This is a genomic window from Thiohalospira halophila DSM 15071 (assembly GCF_900112605.1).
Taxonomy (GTDB): domain Bacteria; phylum Pseudomonadota; class Gammaproteobacteria; order Thiohalospirales; family Thiohalospiraceae; genus Thiohalospira; species Thiohalospira halophila.
Genome location: NZ_FOMJ01000005.1, coordinates 108617 through 126275, shown reverse-complemented (window position 1 = coordinate 126275; position 17659 = coordinate 108617). Strand labels below are relative to the sequence as shown.

Annotated in this window: 18 protein-coding genes; 9 read left to right on the top strand and 9 right to left on the bottom strand. The window is 72.3% G+C overall.

Features of this window, described 5'->3' with window-relative positions:
• Positions 1–381, bottom strand: a complete 381-nt coding sequence (locus BM272_RS08405) for an antitoxin Xre-like helix-turn-helix domain-containing protein (protein ID WP_093428340.1) — start codon at positions 379–381, stop codon at positions 1–3.
• A gap of 118 nt (positions 382–499) precedes the next feature.
• Between BM272_RS08405 and BM272_RS08400 the strand changes: the two genes are divergently transcribed.
• Positions 500–1243, top strand: a complete 744-nt coding sequence (locus tag BM272_RS08400) for an SDR family oxidoreductase (RefSeq protein ID WP_093428339.1) — start codon at positions 500–502, stop codon at positions 1241–1243.
• Positions 1244–1400: 157 nt separating this feature from the next.
• Entirely contained in the window at positions 1401–1808 is a 408-nt protein-coding gene (locus BM272_RS08395) for a thiol-disulfide oxidoreductase DCC family protein (RefSeq protein WP_093428338.1), read from the top strand.
• 13 nt (positions 1809–1821) lie between these two features.
• Here BM272_RS08395 and BM272_RS08390 read toward each other — a convergent pair whose 3' ends face one another.
• Together BM272_RS08390 and BM272_RS08385 are read right to left on the bottom strand one after the other, a co-directional pair.
• Entirely contained in the window at positions 1822–2310 is a 489-nt protein-coding gene (locus BM272_RS08390) for a DsrE family protein (RefSeq protein WP_205407782.1), read from the bottom strand.
• 99 nt (positions 2311–2409) lie between these two features.
• The gene (locus BM272_RS08385) at positions 2410–3180 is read right to left on the bottom strand and encodes a class I SAM-dependent methyltransferase (RefSeq protein ID WP_093428337.1); all 771 of its coding nucleotides are present in this window, start codon (positions 3178–3180) and stop codon (positions 2410–2412) included.
• Between the two features lie 151 nt (positions 3181–3331).
• Here BM272_RS08385 and BM272_RS08380 point away from each other — a divergent pair, with 151 nt between their 5' ends.
• A complete protein-coding gene (locus BM272_RS08380; RefSeq protein WP_093428336.1) occupies positions 3332–4780 on the top strand; it encodes an aminotransferase-like domain-containing protein in 1449 nt (482 codons plus the stop codon).
• A 9-nt stretch (positions 4781–4789) separates the two neighbouring features.
• On the opposite strand, the gene BM272_RS08375 is transcribed toward BM272_RS08380, so the two are convergent.
• From BM272_RS08375 to gshB, 5 genes are read right to left on the bottom strand one after another with little or no spacing between them, the layout of a single operon-like run.
• A complete protein-coding gene (locus BM272_RS08375; RefSeq protein WP_093428335.1) occupies positions 4790–5680 on the bottom strand; it encodes a cell envelope integrity TolA family protein in 891 nt (296 codons plus the stop codon).
• Positions 5681–5682: 2 nt separating this feature from the next.
• Complete coding sequence (locus BM272_RS08370; RefSeq protein WP_093428334.1) at positions 5683–6195, bottom strand: Gx transporter family protein; 513 nt, start codon at positions 6193–6195, stop codon at positions 5683–5685.
• Position 6196: 1 nt separating this feature from the next.
• Positions 6197–6580 carry a NusG domain II-containing protein gene (locus BM272_RS08365; protein WP_093428333.1) on the bottom strand — a complete coding sequence of 128 codons (384 nt, stop codon included), beginning with the start codon at positions 6578–6580 and terminating at the stop codon, positions 6197–6199.
• Complete coding sequence (locus BM272_RS08360; RefSeq protein WP_093428332.1) at positions 6577–7611, bottom strand: FAD:protein FMN transferase; 1035 nt, start codon at positions 7609–7611, stop codon at positions 6577–6579. Before BM272_RS08360 ends, BM272_RS08365 begins: the two co-directional genes overlap by 4 nt.
• Positions 7608–8552, bottom strand: coding sequence for a glutathione synthase (gene gshB / locus BM272_RS08355; RefSeq protein ID WP_093428331.1), 945 nt, complete (start codon positions 8550–8552; stop codon positions 7608–7610). The genes BM272_RS08360 and gshB overlap by 4 nt, the downstream gene beginning before the upstream one ends.
• 87 nt (positions 8553–8639) lie before the next feature.
• Between gshB and BM272_RS08350 the strand changes: the two genes are divergently transcribed.
• From BM272_RS08350 to BM272_RS08325, 6 genes are read left to right on the top strand one after another with little or no spacing between them, the layout of a single operon-like run.
• On the top strand, positions 8640–9035 hold the full coding sequence (locus tag BM272_RS08350) for a response regulator (protein ID WP_093428330.1): 396 nt from the start codon (positions 8640–8642) through the stop codon (positions 9033–9035).
• A gap of 10 nt (positions 9036–9045) precedes the next feature.
• Positions 9046–9414 (top strand): response regulator, encoded by a 369-nt coding sequence (locus BM272_RS08345; protein ID WP_093428329.1) that lies wholly within the window; start codon positions 9046–9048, stop codon positions 9412–9414.
• Positions 9407–9952: a chemotaxis protein CheW gene (locus tag BM272_RS08340; protein ID WP_093428328.1), complete on the top strand. Its 546-nt coding sequence runs from the start codon at positions 9407–9409 to the stop codon at positions 9950–9952. Before BM272_RS08345 ends, BM272_RS08340 begins: the two co-directional genes overlap by 8 nt.
• On the top strand, positions 9949–12000 hold the full coding sequence (locus BM272_RS08335; RefSeq protein WP_093428327.1) for a methyl-accepting chemotaxis protein: 2052 nt from the start codon (positions 9949–9951) through the stop codon (positions 11998–12000). Before BM272_RS08340 ends, BM272_RS08335 begins: the two co-directional genes overlap by 4 nt.
• Entirely contained in the window at positions 11997–16484 is a 4488-nt protein-coding gene (locus tag BM272_RS08330) for a hybrid sensor histidine kinase/response regulator (RefSeq protein ID WP_093428326.1), read from the top strand. Before BM272_RS08335 ends, BM272_RS08330 begins: the two co-directional genes overlap by 4 nt.
• Positions 16471–16932 carry a chemotaxis protein CheW gene (locus BM272_RS08325; protein WP_093428325.1) on the top strand — a complete coding sequence of 154 codons (462 nt, stop codon included), beginning with the start codon at positions 16471–16473 and terminating at the stop codon, positions 16930–16932. Before BM272_RS08330 ends, BM272_RS08325 begins: the two co-directional genes overlap by 14 nt.
• Before the next feature lies 1 nt (position 16933).
• Here BM272_RS08325 and BM272_RS08320 read toward each other — a convergent pair whose 3' ends face one another.
• Positions 16934–17659: a 16S rRNA (uracil(1498)-N(3))-methyltransferase gene (locus BM272_RS08320; protein ID WP_093428324.1), complete on the bottom strand. Its 726-nt coding sequence runs from the start codon at positions 17657–17659 to the stop codon at positions 16934–16936.

Here is a 17659-nt window from a genome sequence, read left to right as displayed (position 1 = left end):
TCAAACGACGGCGCGGTGGGCATCCAGGTAGTCGACCACGTGGACGAGCCCCTGCGTGGTCCGGATCAGGTTTCTGGGCGCGTCGCCGAGGTCCCGGTTGGCGTTATCGAGCCACTGGCGCATGACTGCCTGGTCCCCGGCGAGGATGGCGCCGAGGGAGCGGTACAGGCGGATGAGCAGCAAGGCCGCCTCCCAGCTCTTGGAGCCCGGGCCAAGGAGGTAGCGACCCTGGCGCATGCGGCTTACCGTGCTCGGGCTGAGGCCGAGGATCCGCGCCAGGTCGTCATTGGTGAGGCCAAGCTGCCCGCCCGCGTTGAGCGAGGCCTCGGTGAGAATCCGGCGATCCTCCTGGGTGGAATCCGGTGCGCTGGCGAGGGCCATGGCGGTTCCTCGAGGTGTGGGTTGCGACCTTGTCTGCTGACAAGATTAGACCTTTGGGTTTCCATGGACAATCAATCAGACTGGGATTCGTCCAGCGAGTCATGGAGAGAAAACGGTGATGTTCGATTCCCGAGTCACTCTCGTAACCGGCGCCGCCCGCGGCATCGGCTTCGGCATCGCCCGCCGGCTGGTGGCCGATGGCGGGCGCGTGGTGGTGGCGGATATCGAGGGGGCCGAGGCGGCGGCCCGGGTGCTGGGTTCCGCGGCGCGGCCGCTGGTGCTGGATGTCAGTGACGAGGCGTCGGTCCGGGCCGGGGTGGCGTCGGTCCTCGCGGAGGAGGGGCGGCTGGACGGGCTGGTGAACAATGCCGGGATCAGCGATCCGGAGAGCGGGCCGGTGGAGGAGCTGGACCGGGCAGACTGGGACCGCTGGCTGGCGGTGAACCTCACCGGCGCCTTCCTCCTGGCCAAGCATGCGCTGCCGGCGCTGCGGGAGGCCGGCGGGGCCATCGTCAACATCGCCTCCACCCGCGCCCACCAGTCGGAGCCGGATACGGAGGCCTACGCGGCCAGCAAGGGCGGGCTGGTGGCGCTCACCCACGCCCTGGCGGTGAGCGCGGGGCCTGATGTGCGGGTGAACAGCATCAGCCCCGGCTGGATCGATGTGCGCTCCCCGGAGGAGCAGGCCGCCGAACCCCTGGCGCCGGTGGACCACGCCCAGCATCCGGCGGGCCGGGTGGGCACGCCGGCGGACGTCGCCGCCCTGGCCGCCTTCCTGCTGGGGCCGGAGGCCGGTTTCGTCACCGGCCAGGACTGGGTGGTGGACGGCGGCATGACCCGGAAGATGGTCTACGCCGAGTAGGACGGTTCGGGCCGACGGGGCTCAGGCTTGTTGCGGAAGGAGGACCATCGCCAGTAGCCGGGTCGCAGAACGGTGTCCCGGATTCCTCGATGGGGGCCGGCGAGCAGGATCGGGGATCCTGTACCACGCTGGAGTTCTCCGAGCCGAGGGATTCCCGATGACCGAGCAAGCGACCGAAGGGGCCGATGGGATCTTCGACGGTCGGCCGGTGATGTTCTTCGACGGCGGTTGCCCCATCTGCCGCCGGGAGGTGGACTTCTACCGCCGCCTGGACCGGGCAGGCCGCGTCCAGTGGTACGACATCACCGCCGATACCCGCGCGCTGACGGCGCTGGGCATCCGCCCCGGGGATGCCCAGGCCCGCCTCCACGCCCTGGACCGGCAGGGTTCCATCCGCATCGGGGCGGCGGCCTTCGTCGCCATCTGGCGGGAGCTGCCCTACTGGCGCTGGCTGGCCCGCCTGGCCGCGTTGCCCGGCATGGTCGCCGTGATGGATGCGGTCTACCGCCCCTACGCCCGCCGCCGCTTTCGCCGCCGCTGCGCCGAGGGCGCCTGCGAGCTCTGATGGGGAGTGTGTCCTACCGGTACTGCAGGTAGGCGTGTCCCTTGTTCTGCAGGCGGATGATCTCCGCCTCGGCCATGGGGACGAGGGTGACGAAGCCGTGGATGTCGTTGGGCTCGTAGTCGTGGAAGCCGGCGGCCTCGCGGCACATGCGGAATTCGATGACGCCGTTGAGGGTGAGATCCTGGGCGCGGCGGACCAGCTCCTCGTGCTCCTCGAAGTTCTCCACGGCGAAGAAGGGGATCTCGTCGCCGTGGAGGACCAGGGTGATGGCGTTGTCGAAGGGGTCGGCGCCGTTGACCTGGCTGAGGAAGCTGGCGCGGCTGAGGACGTTGTCCATGCGCTCGACGCTGTCCACGGCGACGTCGAAGACGACCTTCTGGCCGCTGTAATCGATCGCCTCGGCCTCGGCGCGGCCCCAGGGGGCCTCCTCCTCGGCGGCGGCCAGGGCCGGCAGGCCGGCCAGTCCCGTACTCAGCAGCAGTAGCAGCGTGCGCAGCATCATTTCTCCTCCCGTGAACGCAAAAAAGGCAGCGCCCGGATTCCGGGTCGCTGCCTGGGGTCCTAGCAGGCGCACGCTCGGTGCGCCAGCGGGAGGGGTCGATCAGTCGCGGGGCCGGTAGGCCACCTGCTGGACGAAGTCGACGTTTTCGCGGTCATAGGGCTTGGCGAAGTCGCCGTAGCGGGTGACGTTGATGAACCCGGCGTCCTCCAGCAGGTGGGAGACATAGTCCTGGCGCAGCGGGTACATGTTCAGCTGGAAGTGTGCGCCGTCCGGGAACTTGTACTCGAAGCGGGCCAGGTAGCGGTTGAGCTCCGCCGGGTAGGCGTCCACGCCCTTGCCGGTGTAGTAGTGCTGGTGCTTGGAGTTGTACCCCTGGTCGAGCATGGAGTCGTAGTTGCGGTGATCCAGGATGATCATGCCGCCCGGGCGCAGGGCCTTGTAGAAGGCCTCCATGGCGTCGCGCCGCGCCTCGTGTTCGAACAGGTGGGTGAAGGAGTTGCCCAGGCAGACCAGGGCGTCGAAGCGCTGTTCACCGAGCTGCTTGTCCAGCTTCACCCAGTCGGCCACCTGGGTGTGGGCGAAGGTCACGCCCATCTGCCGGGCGTTCTCGCGGGTCTTGGCGAGCATGTTCTCGGAGCCGTCGGTGGCGGTGACCACCAGGCCGGATTTCGCGAGGTTGATGGCGTTGAAGCCGGTGCCGCAGGCCACGTCGGCCACCTCGCGGGCGCCGGCGTTCTTCGCCAGCTGCTCGTAGAAGCCGCCCTCGGACGCGGTGCGCCCCTCCCAGCCGACGAGATCGTCCCAGTAGTCGACGAAGTCGGTGGTGTACTGGCCGTACTGGTTGCCGGTATCGAGATTCTGGATGCTCATGGCTTTCCTCGTTGGCGCGGCAGGCCGCCGCTGACACCGATACAGCCTACGGGCCGGCGGTTTATCCTTACAGAACCAGAATACTGGTTAATGAGCCGGTACAGTTGTGAGAGACTGAAAACTGTATTGGTGCGGGCAGGGGGGAACTGTGATGGCAGAGGGCACGGAAGAGGCGAATACGGCGGGCCATCGCTACGAGGCGGTGGCCCGGGCGCTGGAGGAGGCCATCGAGGCCGGGGTCCACGGGCCCGGGGACCGGCTGCCGGGGGTGCGCAAGCTCGCCGCGCAGTTCGGGGTGAGCGTCTCCACCGTGGTGGCGGCGGAGCACCTGCTGGAGGATCGCGGCCTCATCGAGGCGCGCCCGCGCTCGGGCTACTACGTCCGCCGCCATCCCTGGCAGCCGCCGGAGCGGCCGGCCACCTCGGCGCCGGAGGGCGAGCCCGTGCCGGTGACCGGGCAGGCGCTGGTGCTGCGCGTGGTCCAGGCGGCCAGCGAGCCGGAGGTGGTGCAAATGGGGGCCGCGGTGCCCCACGCCGACTTCCTCCCCGCCCGCGGGCTGCGGCGGGCCTTTGCCGGCGTGCCGGCGCGCTGGGGCGGTCGGGAGCTGGCCTACGCCTTTCCGCCCGGGCCGGCGGAGCTGCGTCAGGCCATCGCCCGCCGCATGGCCGACGCCGGCTGCCAGATCAGCCCGGAGGAGGTGGTGGTCACCAACGGGGCTCAGGAGGCGCTGGTCCTCTCCCTGCGGGCTGTGACCGAGCCCGGTGACGTGGTGGCCATCGAGTCGCCCACCTTCTACGGGATCCTCCAGGCCATCGAGGGCCTGGGGCTGCGCGCCCTGGAGATCCCCACCGATCCCGACGAGGGGATCGCCCCGGAGGCGCTGGCCCTGGCCCTGGACCAGTGGCCGGTGAAGGCGGCCCTGCTCATGCCCAACTTCGGCAATCCCCTGGGCCACTGCGCCGGCGACGAGCGCAAGCGCGCCCTGGTGGAGCTGCTGGAGGATCGCGGCGTGCCGCTCATCGAGGACGATGTCTACGGCGATCTCCCCTTCGAGCCGCCCCGTCCCTGGGCGGCCAAGGCCTTCGAGACCCGGGGCGGGGTGCTCTACTGCGGCTCCTTCTCCAAGACCCTGTCGCCGGGGCTGCGCGTGGGCTGGGCGGTGCCCGGCCGCTTCCGCGACCGGCTGGAATACCTCAAGTACGCCACCAGCTCCTCCACGCCGGCCTGGCCGGGGCTGGCCGTGGCCGATTTCCTGGAGCGCGGCGGTTACGACCGCTACCTGCGACGCGCCCGGGGTGACTACGCCCGGGCGGTGGATCGGGTGAGCCGGGCGGTGGTCCGCCACTTCCCGCCCGGCACCCGCCAGACGCGGCCCGCCGGCGGTTTCGTCCTCTGGCTGGAGCTGCCGGAGGCGGTGGATGCCCTGGCCCTCTACCGGCGCGCCCTGGAAGAGGGGATCAGCGTCGCCCCCGGGCCAATGTTCTCCCCCACGGGGAAGTTCCGGAACCACCTGCGCCTGAACTGTGCCCAGCCCTGGGATGCGCGGCTGGAGCGCGCCCTGGCCCGGCTGGGGGAGGTGGTGCGGGGGATGGTCGCGTAGCGGCCCGGCTTACTGGCCGCCGGTGGTGTCGAAGCCGCCGCCCTCGCTGTCGAAGACCCAGGTCCGGGTGATGTGGAGGCGGTCGAAGTCCTCGCGGATGTTCTCCGGGAACTCGGGGAAGGGGGCGGCCAGGCGGACGATGCGCACGGCGGCGTCATCCAGCAGGCGATTGCCCGAGGAGCGCAGGATCTTCACGTCGGTGACCGAGCCGTCCGCCTCCAGAACCACGTCCATGAGCAGCCGCCCGGATAGGCCCTGGCGGCGCGCCTCCTCGGGGTAGTTGAGGTTACCCACCCGCTCCACCTTGGAGCGCCAGGCGTCCATGTAGCTGGCGTACTTGTACTCCCGGGTGTTGGCGGAGATGTACTTCTCCCGCGGATTCTCCGACAGGGTCTCGCGCAGTCGCCGGATCTCGGCGCTGAGGCTGGCGTACTCCCGGCTGCGCTCCATGAGCTCGGCGGCGGTGATGTCGCGCTGCTCCGGCTGGGGCTGGCGCTGGGGCTGGCGGACGATGGAGCGCGGCGACTCCTCGGCGGTGAGGGTCTCCCGCCGCGGCTGCGGTCGGCTCTGCTCCGGCGGGGCGGCCGCCGGGGTACTGGTCGGGGCGTTGCCCGGCTCCTGGACCGCCGGGTTGTCGGCGGGGCTGCCAGGGCGGGCGTCGGACTGCTTCTCACCACCGCCGACCTGATCCTTCTGGGCCAGCAGGTCGGCCTCTTCCGGGGTCTGTTCGTCGGCGCTGTGGACCAGGGTGACGTCCATGGTGGGCAGCGTCTCGTCGTCGGCCGGTTGCATGTCCGGCAGCTCGAAGCCGAGGCCGAGGATGGCGATGGCGTGGAATGCGGCGGCGACGAACAGGGTCAGGGTCAGCCGATCGCCGCTGGATACGGATGCCGCGGACATGATTACTCCCGGCGCAGGCCGTTGACGACGACGGTGGCGATTGTACCGCTCACCGTGCCGGCGATCACCGCCAGGGTGAGCAGGGGCGGCAGCAGCAGCGGCAGATCGGGGTGGGGGATGAAGAGCCACCAGGCGGCCAGGAACTGGCCCGTGGTGTGGGCCAGCGCGGCGAGGATGGAGGCGCCCAGGGGGCCCGTGCCCGGCAGGCGCACGGCCACGGCCAGCGCGGCCAGGGAGGCAATGGCGCCGCCGGCGCTCAGGGCGAAGGTGGGGGAGAGGAAGGTCCCCAGCAGCAGGCCGCTCACCAGGACGCGCAGCGCGGTGACCCAGGCGGCGGTGGACCAGCCCCAGCAGTAGAGGGCGGCCACGGTGATGACATTGGCCAGCCCGGGCTTGAACCCGGGCAGGGGCGAGGGCAGCGCCGCCTCGGCCAGGTGGATGGTCACCGCCAGGGCAGCCAGCGCCGCGATGCGCCGGTCGGTGGCGGTGGGGGTGAGGGTCCGGGCCTCGGCCATCTCAGTAGTGGAGGGTGTCGTAGTCGCCCCGGCCGCCGCGCACGGCGACGGTCACCCGGTTGGGCAGGCAGGCGGCGACCTCGCCGGCGTGGCTGTGGGCGCCGGAGGCGACGCAGCGGTGGGTGCTGCAGGCGGAGTCGACAAAGCGCACGGCGCCGTCGGCGACCTCCAGTACCGAGGGGCCCAGCCGGCCATCGATGGTGTAGGTCCCCGGCTGGCGCAGGTCCAGGCGGGCGACCACGGTGTCATCCACCCGGACCTCGGCCCGGGTACCCTCGCCGGCGGGGCCGGCGAGCCAGAGCGCGGTGACCAGGGCGCCAGCGGCGAGCAGGATGCTCCAGTCGCCGATGCGGGGACGCCGGAGTTCGGTCCGGATCCTGCTCAAGGTAACTCCACGATGCGCGTGGTTGCGCCATCCTTCTGCAGGTCCAGGCGCTCGGCCATGGCCGGGGTCATGTGCAGCACGCCCTCATCATCCACGCGCAGGACCGCCTCGATCCCCATCTGCTTCGCGATCCGCGGCCACTCGTCCTCATCGGCGACGAACAGGGCGGTGGCGGCGGCATCCGCCGTGGTGCCCTCCTCGTGGATGACCGTGACGGAGGTGACACCGCGGGCCGGGCGGCCGGTGCGCGGGTCCAGGAGGTGGTGGTAGCGGGTGCCGTCGTGCTCGTAGTAGCGCTCGTAGTCGCCGGAGGTGAAGACCGCCTCGTCGCCGTCGATGGTCAGGCCGGCCAGCACGCCCTCGCCGCGCGGGTCGCGGATCCCCACCCGCCAGGGGCGGTCGCCGTGCTCGCCGAAGGCACGCAGGTCGCCGCCGGCGTTGACGATGGCGTGGTCGATGCCCCGCTCGCGCAGCAGCTCCACGGCGTGGTCGACCCCCATGCCCTTGGCCAGGCCGCCGAAGTCCAGCTGGACCTCGGGGTTGGTATTGGTCATGCGCACACCGTCTACCTCGAGGTCCTCGGGGCTCGGCTCGGCCTCCAGGATGGCCTGGATGGTGGCCTCCTCCGGCGGTGGGCCGGCCGGGGCATCCTGGTGGAAGCCCCAGGCGGCGCTCAGCTTGCCCAGGGCGGGATTGAAGAGGCCGTCACTGGCCCGGTAGAGGGGGCGGGAGGCGGCCAGCGCCTCCAGGGTGCCGGGGTCGGCGGTGAACTCGCCGGTGGCCGCCAGCATCTGGTTGACCCGGGCCAGGGCGCCGGGCTCCCAGGGGTGGAGGCCGGAGTGGAGGTATTCCAGGTCCTCGCGGACCAGGCGGATGGCCTCCCGCGCCTGCTCGGCCTCGGCCCCGGCGGTCTGCACCTCGATGTGGGTGCCCAGGGCGAGGAAGCGCTGGCGCTCGACGGTGGGTCCGTCGCTACAGGCGGCGAGGCCCAGGAGCGTCAGGGTGAGGAAGAGTCCGGCCAGCCATCTCATGCCAGGGACTCCGCGATGGCATCCATGAGCCGGCCGCCGACGTCGATGCCGCTGGCGGCCTCGATCTCGCGGATCCCGGTGGGGCTGGTGACGTTGATCTCGGTGATCCGGTCGCCGATGACGTCCAGCCCCACGAAGCGCAGGCCCCGGCGGCAGAGCTCCGGCCCCACCTGCCAGGCCAGCTCGTTCTCCGCCGTGGTCAGCGCCCGGGCCTCGCCGTGGCCGCCCACGGCGAGGTTGGCGCGGGTCTCCCCGGGCGCCGGCATGCGCGCCAGCAGCCACGGCACTGGTGCGCCATCGATGAGGATGATCCGCTTGTCCCCGGCGCCGATCGCCGGCAGCCAGGTCTGGGCCATGGCGGTGCGTCCCCCCTCCAGCAGCGTCTCGATGGCTACCGAGAGGTTGGGGTCGTCCGGGGTCAGGCGGAAGATCCCGCGGCCGCCCATGCCGTCCAGCGGCTTGATGATGATGTCCCCGTGCTCCTCGGCGAAGGCGCGGATGGCGCCGGCGTTGCGGGAGATGAGCGTGGGCGGGGCCAGCTCCGGGAACCAGGCGGTGAAGACCTTCTCGTTGGCGTCCCGCAGGGCGGCCGGATCGTTGATGACCGCGACCCCGGCGTCCCGGGCGCGCTCCAGGATATAGGTGGTGTAGACGTACTCCATGTCGAAGGGCGGGTCCTGGCGCATGAGGACCACGTCCAGCTCGTCCAGCGGCGCCTCCCGGGGCTCGCCCAGCTGGTACCAGGAGTCGGCGTCGTCGGCCACCTCCAGCGATCGCAGACTGGCGAAGGCGCGCCCGTCGCGGAGCCAGAGGTCGTCCGGCTCCATGTAGTGGAGGTTCCAGCCCCGCCCGGCGGCGGCCAGGAGCAGTGCCAGGGTGGTGTCCTTCTCCGGCTTGATGGCGTGGATGGGATCCATGACCACGCCCAGTTCACGGCTCATGTGCTTACCCGTTTGCGGAATCCAGTCGACCCGCTACCATGGTAGCCGCTAATCACAGGGACGGAACAGGCCGGGGAGGGAACCGCCATGGCCACAGACCCGCCGTACGTGGGCCTCAGGGTCCTCGTCATCGACGACAGCCAGACCATCCGCAAGAGCGCCGAGACCATCCTCGGCCGGGCCGGATGCGAGGTCACCACCGCCGCCGACGGCTTCGAGGCGCTTGCGCGGGTGGTGGAGGACCAGCCCGACGTCGTCTTCGTCGACATCATGATGCCCCGGCTGGACGGCTACCAGACCACCGCCCTCATCAAGGGGAGTGACGCCTTCAACGGCACCCCGGTGGTCCTGCTCACCAGCAAGGATGGCCTCTTCGACCGCGCCCGCGGCCGCGTGGTCGGGGCCGATCACTACCTCACCAAACCCTTCGCCAGTGACGAAGTCCTCGGTGTGCTCGAGGAAGTCGCCCCGCGCCCGGCATAAGGAGATGCCCATGGCCCACATTCTCATCGTCGAGGACTCCGCCACCGAAGCCCAGCACCTCCGCCGGGAGGTGGAGGCGCTGGGCCACGAGGCCAGCGTGGTCGCCAACGGCGAGGACGGCATCGCCTTCGTCCGCCGGGCGCCGCCCGACGCCGTGCTCATGGACGTGGTCATGCCCGGCCTCAACGGCTTCCAGGCCACCCGGGAGCTCAACCGCGACCCCGAGACCGGGGGGGTGCCCATCATCCTGGTGACCACCAAGGACCAGGCTACCGACCGTGTCTGGGGCCTGCGCCAGGGAGCGCGGGAATACCTCAACAAGCCGGTGGAGCCGGCGGCCCTGGCGCAGGCCCTGGCGGGCGTGCTGGAAGATGGCTGAGGCCGGGATCCTGGAACGACTGTCCGCCCTGGAGCAGCGCGGCCAGGCCCACCGCGAGGCCTTGCAGGCATCCCGGGCGGCCCGGAGTGGTCGGCGCGGCGTCGCCTTCCGCCTTGGCGGCCACGACCTCCTGGTCGATCTTGCGGCGGTGGACGAGATCTCCCCGGCCCTGCCGTGGACGCCGCTCCCCGGCGCTGCGCAGTGGTTCATCGGCCTGGTCAATCGCCGCGGGGAGCTGCTGACCCTGGTGGATCTCGGGGCATGGCTGTGGGGGGAACCGGCGCCGGAAGGGGGGGACCTGCTGGTCCTCCGACGGGGAGCGGTGGCCACCGCCCTGCGCGTGGATGATGTGGTCGGCATCCGCGCCTTCGAAGAGGAGCAGTGCCGCAAGCCGGCCGAGCTTCCGGGCCGCGCCGCGCACTTCCAGGAGGTGGCGTGGGCCGATGACGAGACCGTCTGGAACCAGATCGCCCTGTCGGCATTGCTGGAGGACCCGGCCTTTCTGGAGGCCGGCGGAACCATCAAGGAGGATGCATGAAGAAGTGGTTCAGCGCCCGACCGGGCCGGCCGAGCCTCAGCCCCGTCCTCGTTGCCTACTTCGTGGGCATGGTCCTGGCCCTGACGGCCATGGTGGGGATCTACGGCTACGTCGCAGTACGCAACCAGCAGGAAGATACCTATCTCGCCCACGTGGCCGATATGCGCCTGTCCGCGGAGCGCCTGCGTTACCTGGCCGATCGCGCCGTGGAGGGGGATGCCGAGGCCCTGCGCCAGCTGGCCACCCAGCGCAACCGGTTCCGCGAGGCCCTGGCCCGCATGCAGGAGGGCAGTGACCGCGTCACGCGCCAGATGGAGTCGGCGGTCGCCGGTGTCAGCCAGGCCTGGGGGCCGGTGAGGGAGGCCGCCAGCACCCTGCTGGATTCGCGGCAGGCGGTACTGGCTGCCCGCTCCCGGGCCGACGAGCTGGACGGGTTGCTGGCGGGCCTTATCGAGGATCTGGGGCGGGTGGCCGAGGCGCGTGTCGCCGCGGGCGGCCCGGTCGACCAGGTGCGCGTGGTCGGCAGCGAGATCCAGCGCGCCCAGCGGCTGCGGCAACTGGCAGGCCCGTTCGTGAATGGCGGCGAGGTCGATCCGGGGGATGCCGGGGAGCTGCGCCAGGGTTCCGTGCGGCTGCTCGAGGGAGTGGAGGGCCTGGTCGAGGGGGATCCCGGCCGGGGGATCCTGCCGGCCAGCGATGTGGTGGGTACCGAGCTTCTGGAGGGGATGCTTGCCGACGCCCGGCGGGTATCCAGCGGCGCCGAGGCCCTGGCCGATCGCACCTCCATCCTGCGGAACGCCTTCGTCGCCCGTGCCCGGGTGGATCGGGCCGGTGCGGAGCTGGGCCGGGCGCTGGAGGGACTGCAGGCGAACCTGGACGCGCTGGGCGAGGAGCGCCGTCTGCTCTCCGCCGGCGGGGACGCCGCCGGCCTGGTGGCGGTGCTCCTGCTGCTGGCCGCCGGCTGGCGGCTGCGCAAGGAGGGTCAGGCGCGCATCGCTGCTGCCCGGGCGGAACAGCAGCAGTCGGAGGAACAGAACCGGCGCAACCAGGAGGCCATCCTGCGCCTGCTGGACGAGATGGGCGACCTTGCCGACGGCGACCTCACCGTCAACGCCACCGTCACCGAGGACATCACCGGTGCCATCGCCGACTCGGTGAACTACACCGTGGATGCCCTGCGCTCCCTGGTCCGCGCCATCAATGAAACCACCGAGCAGGTCTCCGCCTCCGCCCAGGAGTCGCAGTCGCGCTCCCGGGAGATGGCTGCCGCCTCCAGCCGCGAGGCGGAAGAGGTGAGCGCCGCCAGCGAGGAGATCCAGCGCCTTTCCGACTCCTTCCAGGAGGTCACCGACAACGCCGAGCAGGTAGCGGAACAGGCGCGCGCCTCCGTGGACCTGGCCGGCACCGGCGGGGATGCCGTGCGCAGCACCATCCAGGCGATGGACAGCGGGCGCGAGCAGATCCAGGAGACCTCCAAGCGGATCAAGCGGTTGGGGGAGAGCTCCCAGGAGATCGGCGACATCGTCGAGCTCATCAACGACATCGCCGAGCAGACCAATATCCTGGCGCTGAACGCCGCCATCCAGGCGGCGGCCGCTGGTGAGCAGGGGCGCGGCTTCGCCGTGGTGGCCGACGAGGTCCAGCAGCTGGCGGAACGCTCCGCCGATGCCACTCGCCAGATCGAGGGGCTGGTGAAGACCATTCAGGCCGACACGGCCGAGGCGGTGAGCTCCATGGAGCGCTCCACCTCCGAGGTCCTGCGGGGTGCCGGACTGGCCCAGGAGGCCGGGGATGCCCTGACCCACATCGAACAGGTCTCCCACCAGCTCTCCGGCCTGGTCGAGGGCATCTCCCAGTCGGTGAACAGCCATACCCGGATCGCCAACGGCCTCGCCACTCGCATGGGGTCGGTGCAGGAATCGGCCCTGGAGACCTCCCGGGGTACCGATGAGACCGCCGAGGCCATCGGCCTGCTGGCGGAGCGGGTGCAGTACCTCCGGCGGTCCGTTTCCGGCTTCAAGCTGCCGGAGCAGGAGGGCGCGCATTGAGCGGGGAGACCCTGCGCGCAGCGGAGACGGGCCTGCAGGCCCAGCTGGCCGCCGAGTTCGGCGAGCTGCAGGAGTCCCTGGCCGCCTGGACGGCCGGCGAGGAGGAGGCTCCGCCGGATCTGGACCGGCGCCTGGAGACGGTGGCCGGGGTCGCCGAATTCGGCGGGGCCCACCGGGCGGCCCTCATCGCCCGGGGGCTGGCCGATGCCTGGCGACTCCTTCCCGCCGGGAGCGAGCCGGGGAGCGAGGCGCTCCCGGGCGCGGTGGTGGAGGACCTGGCCGCCGCCAGCCTGGGCCTGGTGGCGGAGTCCGCCCGGATCCGGCCCCTCGTACCGGGGGACGAAGACCGCGCCCGCCTGCGCCAGGCGCTCCAGGCCCTGATGGTGCGCTGGCTCAAGGGGGAGGCGCGGGCGCGGCGGCGCCTGCCCGACCTCCTGGTCCGCGTTGCCGCGGCGGAGCCACCGGAGACCGCCCATCGCCACCTCTTTCAGCTGGCGGCGGAGGCCGCTGCCACCCAGGCCCTGGAGCCGCCCCTGCTGGGACGGCTGGAGCGCTATCTGGGGCAGCGGCTCCAGGGCGTGGCCGGAACCCCTCCGCTGGATCTGCTGGCCGCTGTCCTGGCCCGGATATCGCCCCGGTCCACGGAGTCGGTCTCCCCGGCCCGGGAGGTCCGGACCCTGCTGGAGCGGGAGCTCACCGCCCTGAGGGAGGGACTGGAGGCCTACCACGCCGGTGGTGGCGACTGGGCGACGATCATAGCGCCCCTTCCCCGCATCGCCGCGACCTTCCAGCTGCGCGGGGCGCCGGAGCTGGGGCGGCGCCTGCGTCAGGAGGGCGCCTCGGATCCCCCGGCCCTGGCCAACCTGCTGGTGGCAGCGGAACAGGTCCTGGCCGGGAGCGAGGAGGGCGAGGCCCTGGCCGCCGTGGACGGCGAGAGCCGCGAGCCGGTGTCCGGTGGCGGCAAGGCCCCCCTGACCCAGCTCGCCGAGGAGGGGGTCGCGGTGGCTGCCGACGCCGGCGAGGCCCTGGCCACCGAGGCGGAGGCCGATGCGGCGGAGCTGGCAGCGCTGGGGGCCGGTCTGCGCCTGCCGGGCTGGGAAGCGGAGTCGGAGGCGGCCGCGATCCTCGCCCGGGCGGCCGGAGCGGTGCTGACGGAAGAAGCGCGAGCCGCCGCGGCCGAGGTAGCGGCCTGGCTGGAGGCGGCGCTCCTGGCCCGGGCCGCCGGGGAGGCAGCGGATCCCGCCGCGGGCCGGCGTTACGTGGCCGCCCTTGCGCCGATGCTGCCGGCCGCGCCGGAGACGACGCCCGAGCTTGAAGAGAGCGACGCCGCTGTGGAGCCCGACCCTGTCGGAGACGGGCCAGCCGGGTCCGACGGCACCGGCCCGGACCCGGAGCTGGCGGCCATCTTCCGGGAGGAGTTTACCGGCATTATCACCCAGCTGGAGGAGCAGCTGGCCGCCTGGGAGCGCGACCTTCACGACGGGAGGGCCCTGAGCGAGGTCCGGCGCGCCTTCCATACCCTCAAGGGGAGTGGACGGGTGGCTGGCGTCGAGTCGGTGGCCGAGTTCGCCTGGTATTTCGAGGATCTTCTCAATCGGCTTCTCTCCGGGAAGCAGGAGGTGGCACCGGTCCACCGCTCGCTGGTGGCGGCCGCTACCAGCCATCTTCCGGCGGCGATGGCGCGAGTGGAACGCGGTGAGGCCGAGCTGGACGAGGCGCTGTGCGATCTCATGGAGCGGGCCCGCAGGGCCGCCGAGGGTGAGGTGGTCACGGCTCCCGGGGAGGGCGAGGGCACGGCTTCCGCCGCCCCGGATCGGGACATCGACTCCGAATCCGAATCCGAATCGGAATCGGAAGAGGCGCCGCCCTCTCCTCCCGAGGTCGGGGCGGCGGCGGGCGTCGAGCCCAGTGTGGACGAAGAGCTGGTGGCGACCTTCCGGCGTGAACTGGTCGGTCATCTGGAGACCTTGCGCGGGGCTGCCCGCCGGCTGCGGGAGGACCCAGCGGACCCTGCCCCGATCCCGGAGCTGGAGCGAGGCCTCCATACCCTGCGCGGCAATGCCCGGCTGGTGGGACTGGTGGCGGTGGCGACCTTCCTCCAGCAGCTGGAGCCGGTGGTGGCCGAGTACCGCGGGCAGGAGGCCCCGCCGGGCTTGCCGCCGCTGCTGGAGGAGACGGCCCGGCGCGTGGAAGAGTCGGCGCGGACGCTCCCCCATCCCGACCCGGAGCTGGCCGGCATCGAGTCCCTGGAGGCGCGGCTGGCCGAGCTGGCGCTCCCCGCCAGTACGGCGCCGGATCCGGAACTCGTCGCCGTCTTTCTGGAGGAGGGCGAGGAGCAGCTGGAAGCCCTGGCCAGGGAAGTCCGGGCGCTGGAGCAGGATCCCGCCGGAGAGGTCGACTACGGAGCCCTGCAGCGGACTCTGCACACCCTCAAGGGCAGTGCGCGCACCGCGGGGGCGGATGGCGTGGGCGAACTGGCCCATGCCGCGGAGACTCTCACCGGGGCCCTGGACCGGGGTGAAATCCCCCAGGCCGAGGCCGGAGGGCCGCACCTGCGGGCGGTCATCGGACGTTTCGAGGCGATGTTCGCCGCCCTGCAGCAGGGCGAGAACCCCGCCGCCCCGGATCTGGTGGACCGGACCCAGCGGCTCGCCGGGGGCGAGGTGGCGGCAGCGGTCCGCGATGACGCCGGACACGGCACCGGCGGGGCCGGTGACGCGGGCCAGCGGGTGCGCCTCCCCGCGGCGGAGCTGGAGCGATTGTCCGCCGCGGCCAGCGAGGTCGGCGCCCAGGGCGCGCGGCTGCGGCAGCACCTGGGTCGCTGGCGAGGCGGTCTGGAGGAGGTGGATCGCGTCATCGAGCGCGTGCGTGAGCAGATCCGGCGTCTGGATATGGAGACCGAGGCGCAGATCCAGGCCCGGCGCGAGGAGCTGGGATCGGCCAGCAGCGACTTCGATCCCCTGGAGATGGACCGCTTCTCCAATCTGCAGACCCTCAGCCGCGGTCTGGGCGAGTCCCTGAGCGATCTGGAGGCCCTGCGCGCCAGCCTTGGGGAGGCGCTGCGCCACGCCGAGGCGGACGAGACCCGGCAACGACGGGCGGAGCAGTCGGTGCGGGAGGGGCTGGCCCGGGCCCGAGTGGTCCCCTTCTCCAGCCGGGTGCCCCAGCTCCGGCATCTGGTCCAGCGCCAGGCCACGGCCGGGGAGCGCCAGGTGGAGCTGAGCGTGGCGGGTGGTGACCTCGCCCTGGACCGCTCCCTCCTGGGCCGGCTGGTAGGGCCCCTGGAACACCTGCTGCGCAACGCCGTCATCCACGGCATCGAGGCGCCGGAGGCACGCCTCGCCGCCGGCAAGGCGGAGACCGGGCGTATCGATCTGGCCATCAGCCGCGAGGGGTCGGAGCTGCGGCTCACGGTGAGTGACGATGGCGCCGGACTGGATCCGGAGGCGGTGGCGGAGGCCGCCCGGGAACGGGGCGAGATCGGGCCGGACGAGGCGGTGACGCCGGCCCGCGCGGCCCGGCTCATTCTGGAGTCGGGGCTGACGACTCGCCAGAATCTGGACCAGGATGCCGGGCGGGGGGTCGGCCTGGATGCGGTGAATTCCGAGGTAAAACAGCTCGGCGGCTCCCTGGAAGTGACCAGTACGCCGGGCACGGGGACCCGCTTCCGCCTCCGGTTGAGCCTGGATATCGCCCTGCAGCGTGTGCTGTTTCTGCGGGCCGGCGACCACGTCTACGCCGTCCCCATGGCCGACGTCGGTGGCGTCGGTCAGCTCCCCGCGGAGCGGGTGGCCCAGGCCGAGGCCGCCGGTCAGGGGCTGGACTGGTCCGGCGAGCGCCGGATACTCCGCCACCTCGATGACCTGGTAGGGCTGCCGCGACCGCAATCTCCCGGGGAGCGGGTGACGCTGGTCCGCGTGGAGGATGACCCGCCGCTGGCGGTGGTCGCCGAGGCCCTGGAAGGGCAGGGCGAGGTAGTGGTGCGCGCCGGTGGTCCCCAGGTGGCGGCGCTGCCCGGCGTCACCGGGGCGACGGTGCTCGACGATGGCCGGGTAGCACCGTTGCTGGATCTGCGGGAACTCGAGGCGGTCCCGCGCGAGGCAGCGCGGGACGTCCGCCCCCTGGCGCTGGTGGTGGACGACTCCATCACCGTCCGGCGGGTAACCGGCCGCCTGCTGGACCGCCACGGCTGGCGGGTGGCCAGTGCCAGGGACGGCGTGGAGGCGCTGGAGGCGGTGGAGGAGGAGCCGCCGGCGGTGGTCCTGCTGGACATCGAGATGCCGCGCATGGACGGTTTCGAACTGCTGGGTCGGCTGCGCGAGCGGGCCGATGGCGGGCCGCCGGTGGTGATGATTACCTCGCGTTCCGGCGACAAGCACCGCCAGCGCGCCGAGGCCCTGGGCGTGAGCGCCTACCTGGGCAAGCCGTGGCAGGAGGAGGAGCTGCTGACCACCCTGGCGGAGGCCGCCCATGGCGACGACTGATCCCACCGTCCACTGCTTGATCCTCCCCTTCCAGGGCGGCCAGCTCCTGGTGCCGGGGGCGGTGGTGGCCGAGATCCTCCCCTTCGCCACCCTGCAGCCGGCCTCGGCCGGGCCGCCCTGGTACCTGGGCACCTTCCAGTGGCAGGGCCGCCCCCGGGATCTGGTGGGGCTGGAACCGCTCATGGGGCAGGGCGTGCCGGTGCTCGAGCGGCGGCTGCGGGTGGCGGTCCTCCATACCCTGGACCAGCGCGCCGAGCCCGGCGCCTTCGGCGTGGTCATGCAGCGGATCCCGCGCCAGCTGGCGGTGGGCCCGGAGACCCCGCTCACCGATGAGGCGGGGGACGGGGCGGCCGTGGCGCGGTGGCTGTACGGGCAGGAGGAGTGCTATGCCCTCCCGGATATCGACTGGATCCGGGACGGCCTGACCGACCTCCACGCCGGGGGCTGAGTCAGCCCAGGTCACCCCAGACGGTCTGCAGGGCGGCCAGCGCGGCCAGGGGGGCGGTCTCGGTGCGCAGGACCCGCGGGCCCAGGCGCAGCCGGGCGAGGCCGGCGTCGGCGGCGGCGGCGATCTCGTCGTCGGTGAGGCCGCCCTCGGGGCCCACCAGCAGGGCGAAGGGGCCGGCGGGCCGGGCGAGCTCGCCGATGCCGGTACCCCCCTCGGGGTCGAGGACCGCGCCGGTCCGGGGCTCGGCGAGCCACTCCCGCAGGGGCTGGATGGGGGCGAGTTCCGGTAGACGGTTGCGCCCGCTCTGCTCGCAGGCGCTGGCGATGACCCCCTCCCAGTGGCGCTGGCGGGAGGCGGCGCGCTCGGCGTCGAGCTTCACCACCCCGCGCTCGGTGAGGACCGGGACGATCCGCGCTGCCCCCAGCTCCACCGCCTTCTGGATGGCGAAGTCCATGCGCTCGCCCTTGGCCACCCCCTGGACCAGCTCCAGGGCCAGGGGGGATTCCCGCTCCCCCTCGTCGAAGGCCTCCACCCGGGCGGCACCGGCGCGCTTGTCCAGGGCGGTGAGGGTGGCGGGGTATTCGCCGCCGCGGCCGTCAAAGAGGATGACGGCCGCCCCGGGGCGCAGGCGCAGGACCCGGCCCAGGTGGCGCACCGCCCCCTCGGGGAGGTCGATCTCGGCCCCCGGTGCCAGAGGGCCGGGGACGTGGATGCGCGGGGTGGGCAC

What these genes read in the sequence shown, in the direction of transcription:
- BM272_RS08340 (WP_093428328.1), top strand. Translation starts at nt 9,407, where the DNA reads ATGGCTGAGGCCGGGATCCTGGAACGACTGTCCGCCCTGGAGCAGCGC.
- BM272_RS08370 (WP_093428334.1), bottom strand. Translation starts at nt 6,195, where the DNA reads ATGGCCGAGGCCCGGACCCTCACCCCCACCGCCACCGACCGGCGCATC.
- BM272_RS08335 (WP_093428327.1), top strand. Translation starts at nt 9,949, where the DNA reads ATGAAGAAGTGGTTCAGCGCCCGACCGGGCCGGCCGAGCCTCAGCCCC.
- BM272_RS08350 (WP_093428330.1), top strand. Translation starts at nt 8,640, where the DNA reads ATGGCCACAGACCCGCCGTACGTGGGCCTCAGGGTCCTCGTCATCGAC.
- BM272_RS08360 (WP_093428332.1), bottom strand. Translation starts at nt 7,611, where the DNA reads ATGAGATGGCTGGCCGGACTCTTCCTCACCCTGACGCTCCTGGGCCTC.
- BM272_RS08395 (WP_093428338.1), top strand. Translation starts at nt 1,401, where the DNA reads ATGACCGAGCAAGCGACCGAAGGGGCCGATGGGATCTTCGACGGTCGG.
- BM272_RS08345 (WP_093428329.1), top strand. Translation starts at nt 9,046, where the DNA reads ATGGCCCACATTCTCATCGTCGAGGACTCCGCCACCGAAGCCCAGCAC.
- BM272_RS08390 (WP_205407782.1), bottom strand. Translation starts at nt 2,310, where the DNA reads ATGATGCTGCGCACGCTGCTACTGCTGCTGAGTACGGGACTGGCCGGC.
- BM272_RS08375 (WP_093428335.1), bottom strand. Translation starts at nt 5,680, where the DNA reads ATGTCCGCGGCATCCGTATCCAGCGGCGATCGGCTGACCCTGACCCTG.
- BM272_RS08400 (WP_093428339.1), top strand. Translation starts at nt 500, where the DNA reads ATGTTCGATTCCCGAGTCACTCTCGTAACCGGCGCCGCCCGCGGCATC.
- BM272_RS08325 (WP_093428325.1), top strand. Translation starts at nt 16,471, where the DNA reads ATGGCGACGACTGATCCCACCGTCCACTGCTTGATCCTCCCCTTCCAG.
- gshB (WP_093428331.1), bottom strand. Translation starts at nt 8,552, where the DNA reads ATGAGCCGTGAACTGGGCGTGGTCATGGATCCCATCCACGCCATCAAG.
- BM272_RS08385 (WP_093428337.1), bottom strand. Translation starts at nt 3,180, where the DNA reads ATGAGCATCCAGAATCTCGATACCGGCAACCAGTACGGCCAGTACACC.
- BM272_RS08405 (WP_093428340.1), bottom strand. Translation starts at nt 381, where the DNA reads ATGGCCCTCGCCAGCGCACCGGATTCCACCCAGGAGGATCGCCGGATT.
- BM272_RS08380 (WP_093428336.1), top strand. Translation starts at nt 3,332, where the DNA reads ATGGCAGAGGGCACGGAAGAGGCGAATACGGCGGGCCATCGCTACGAG.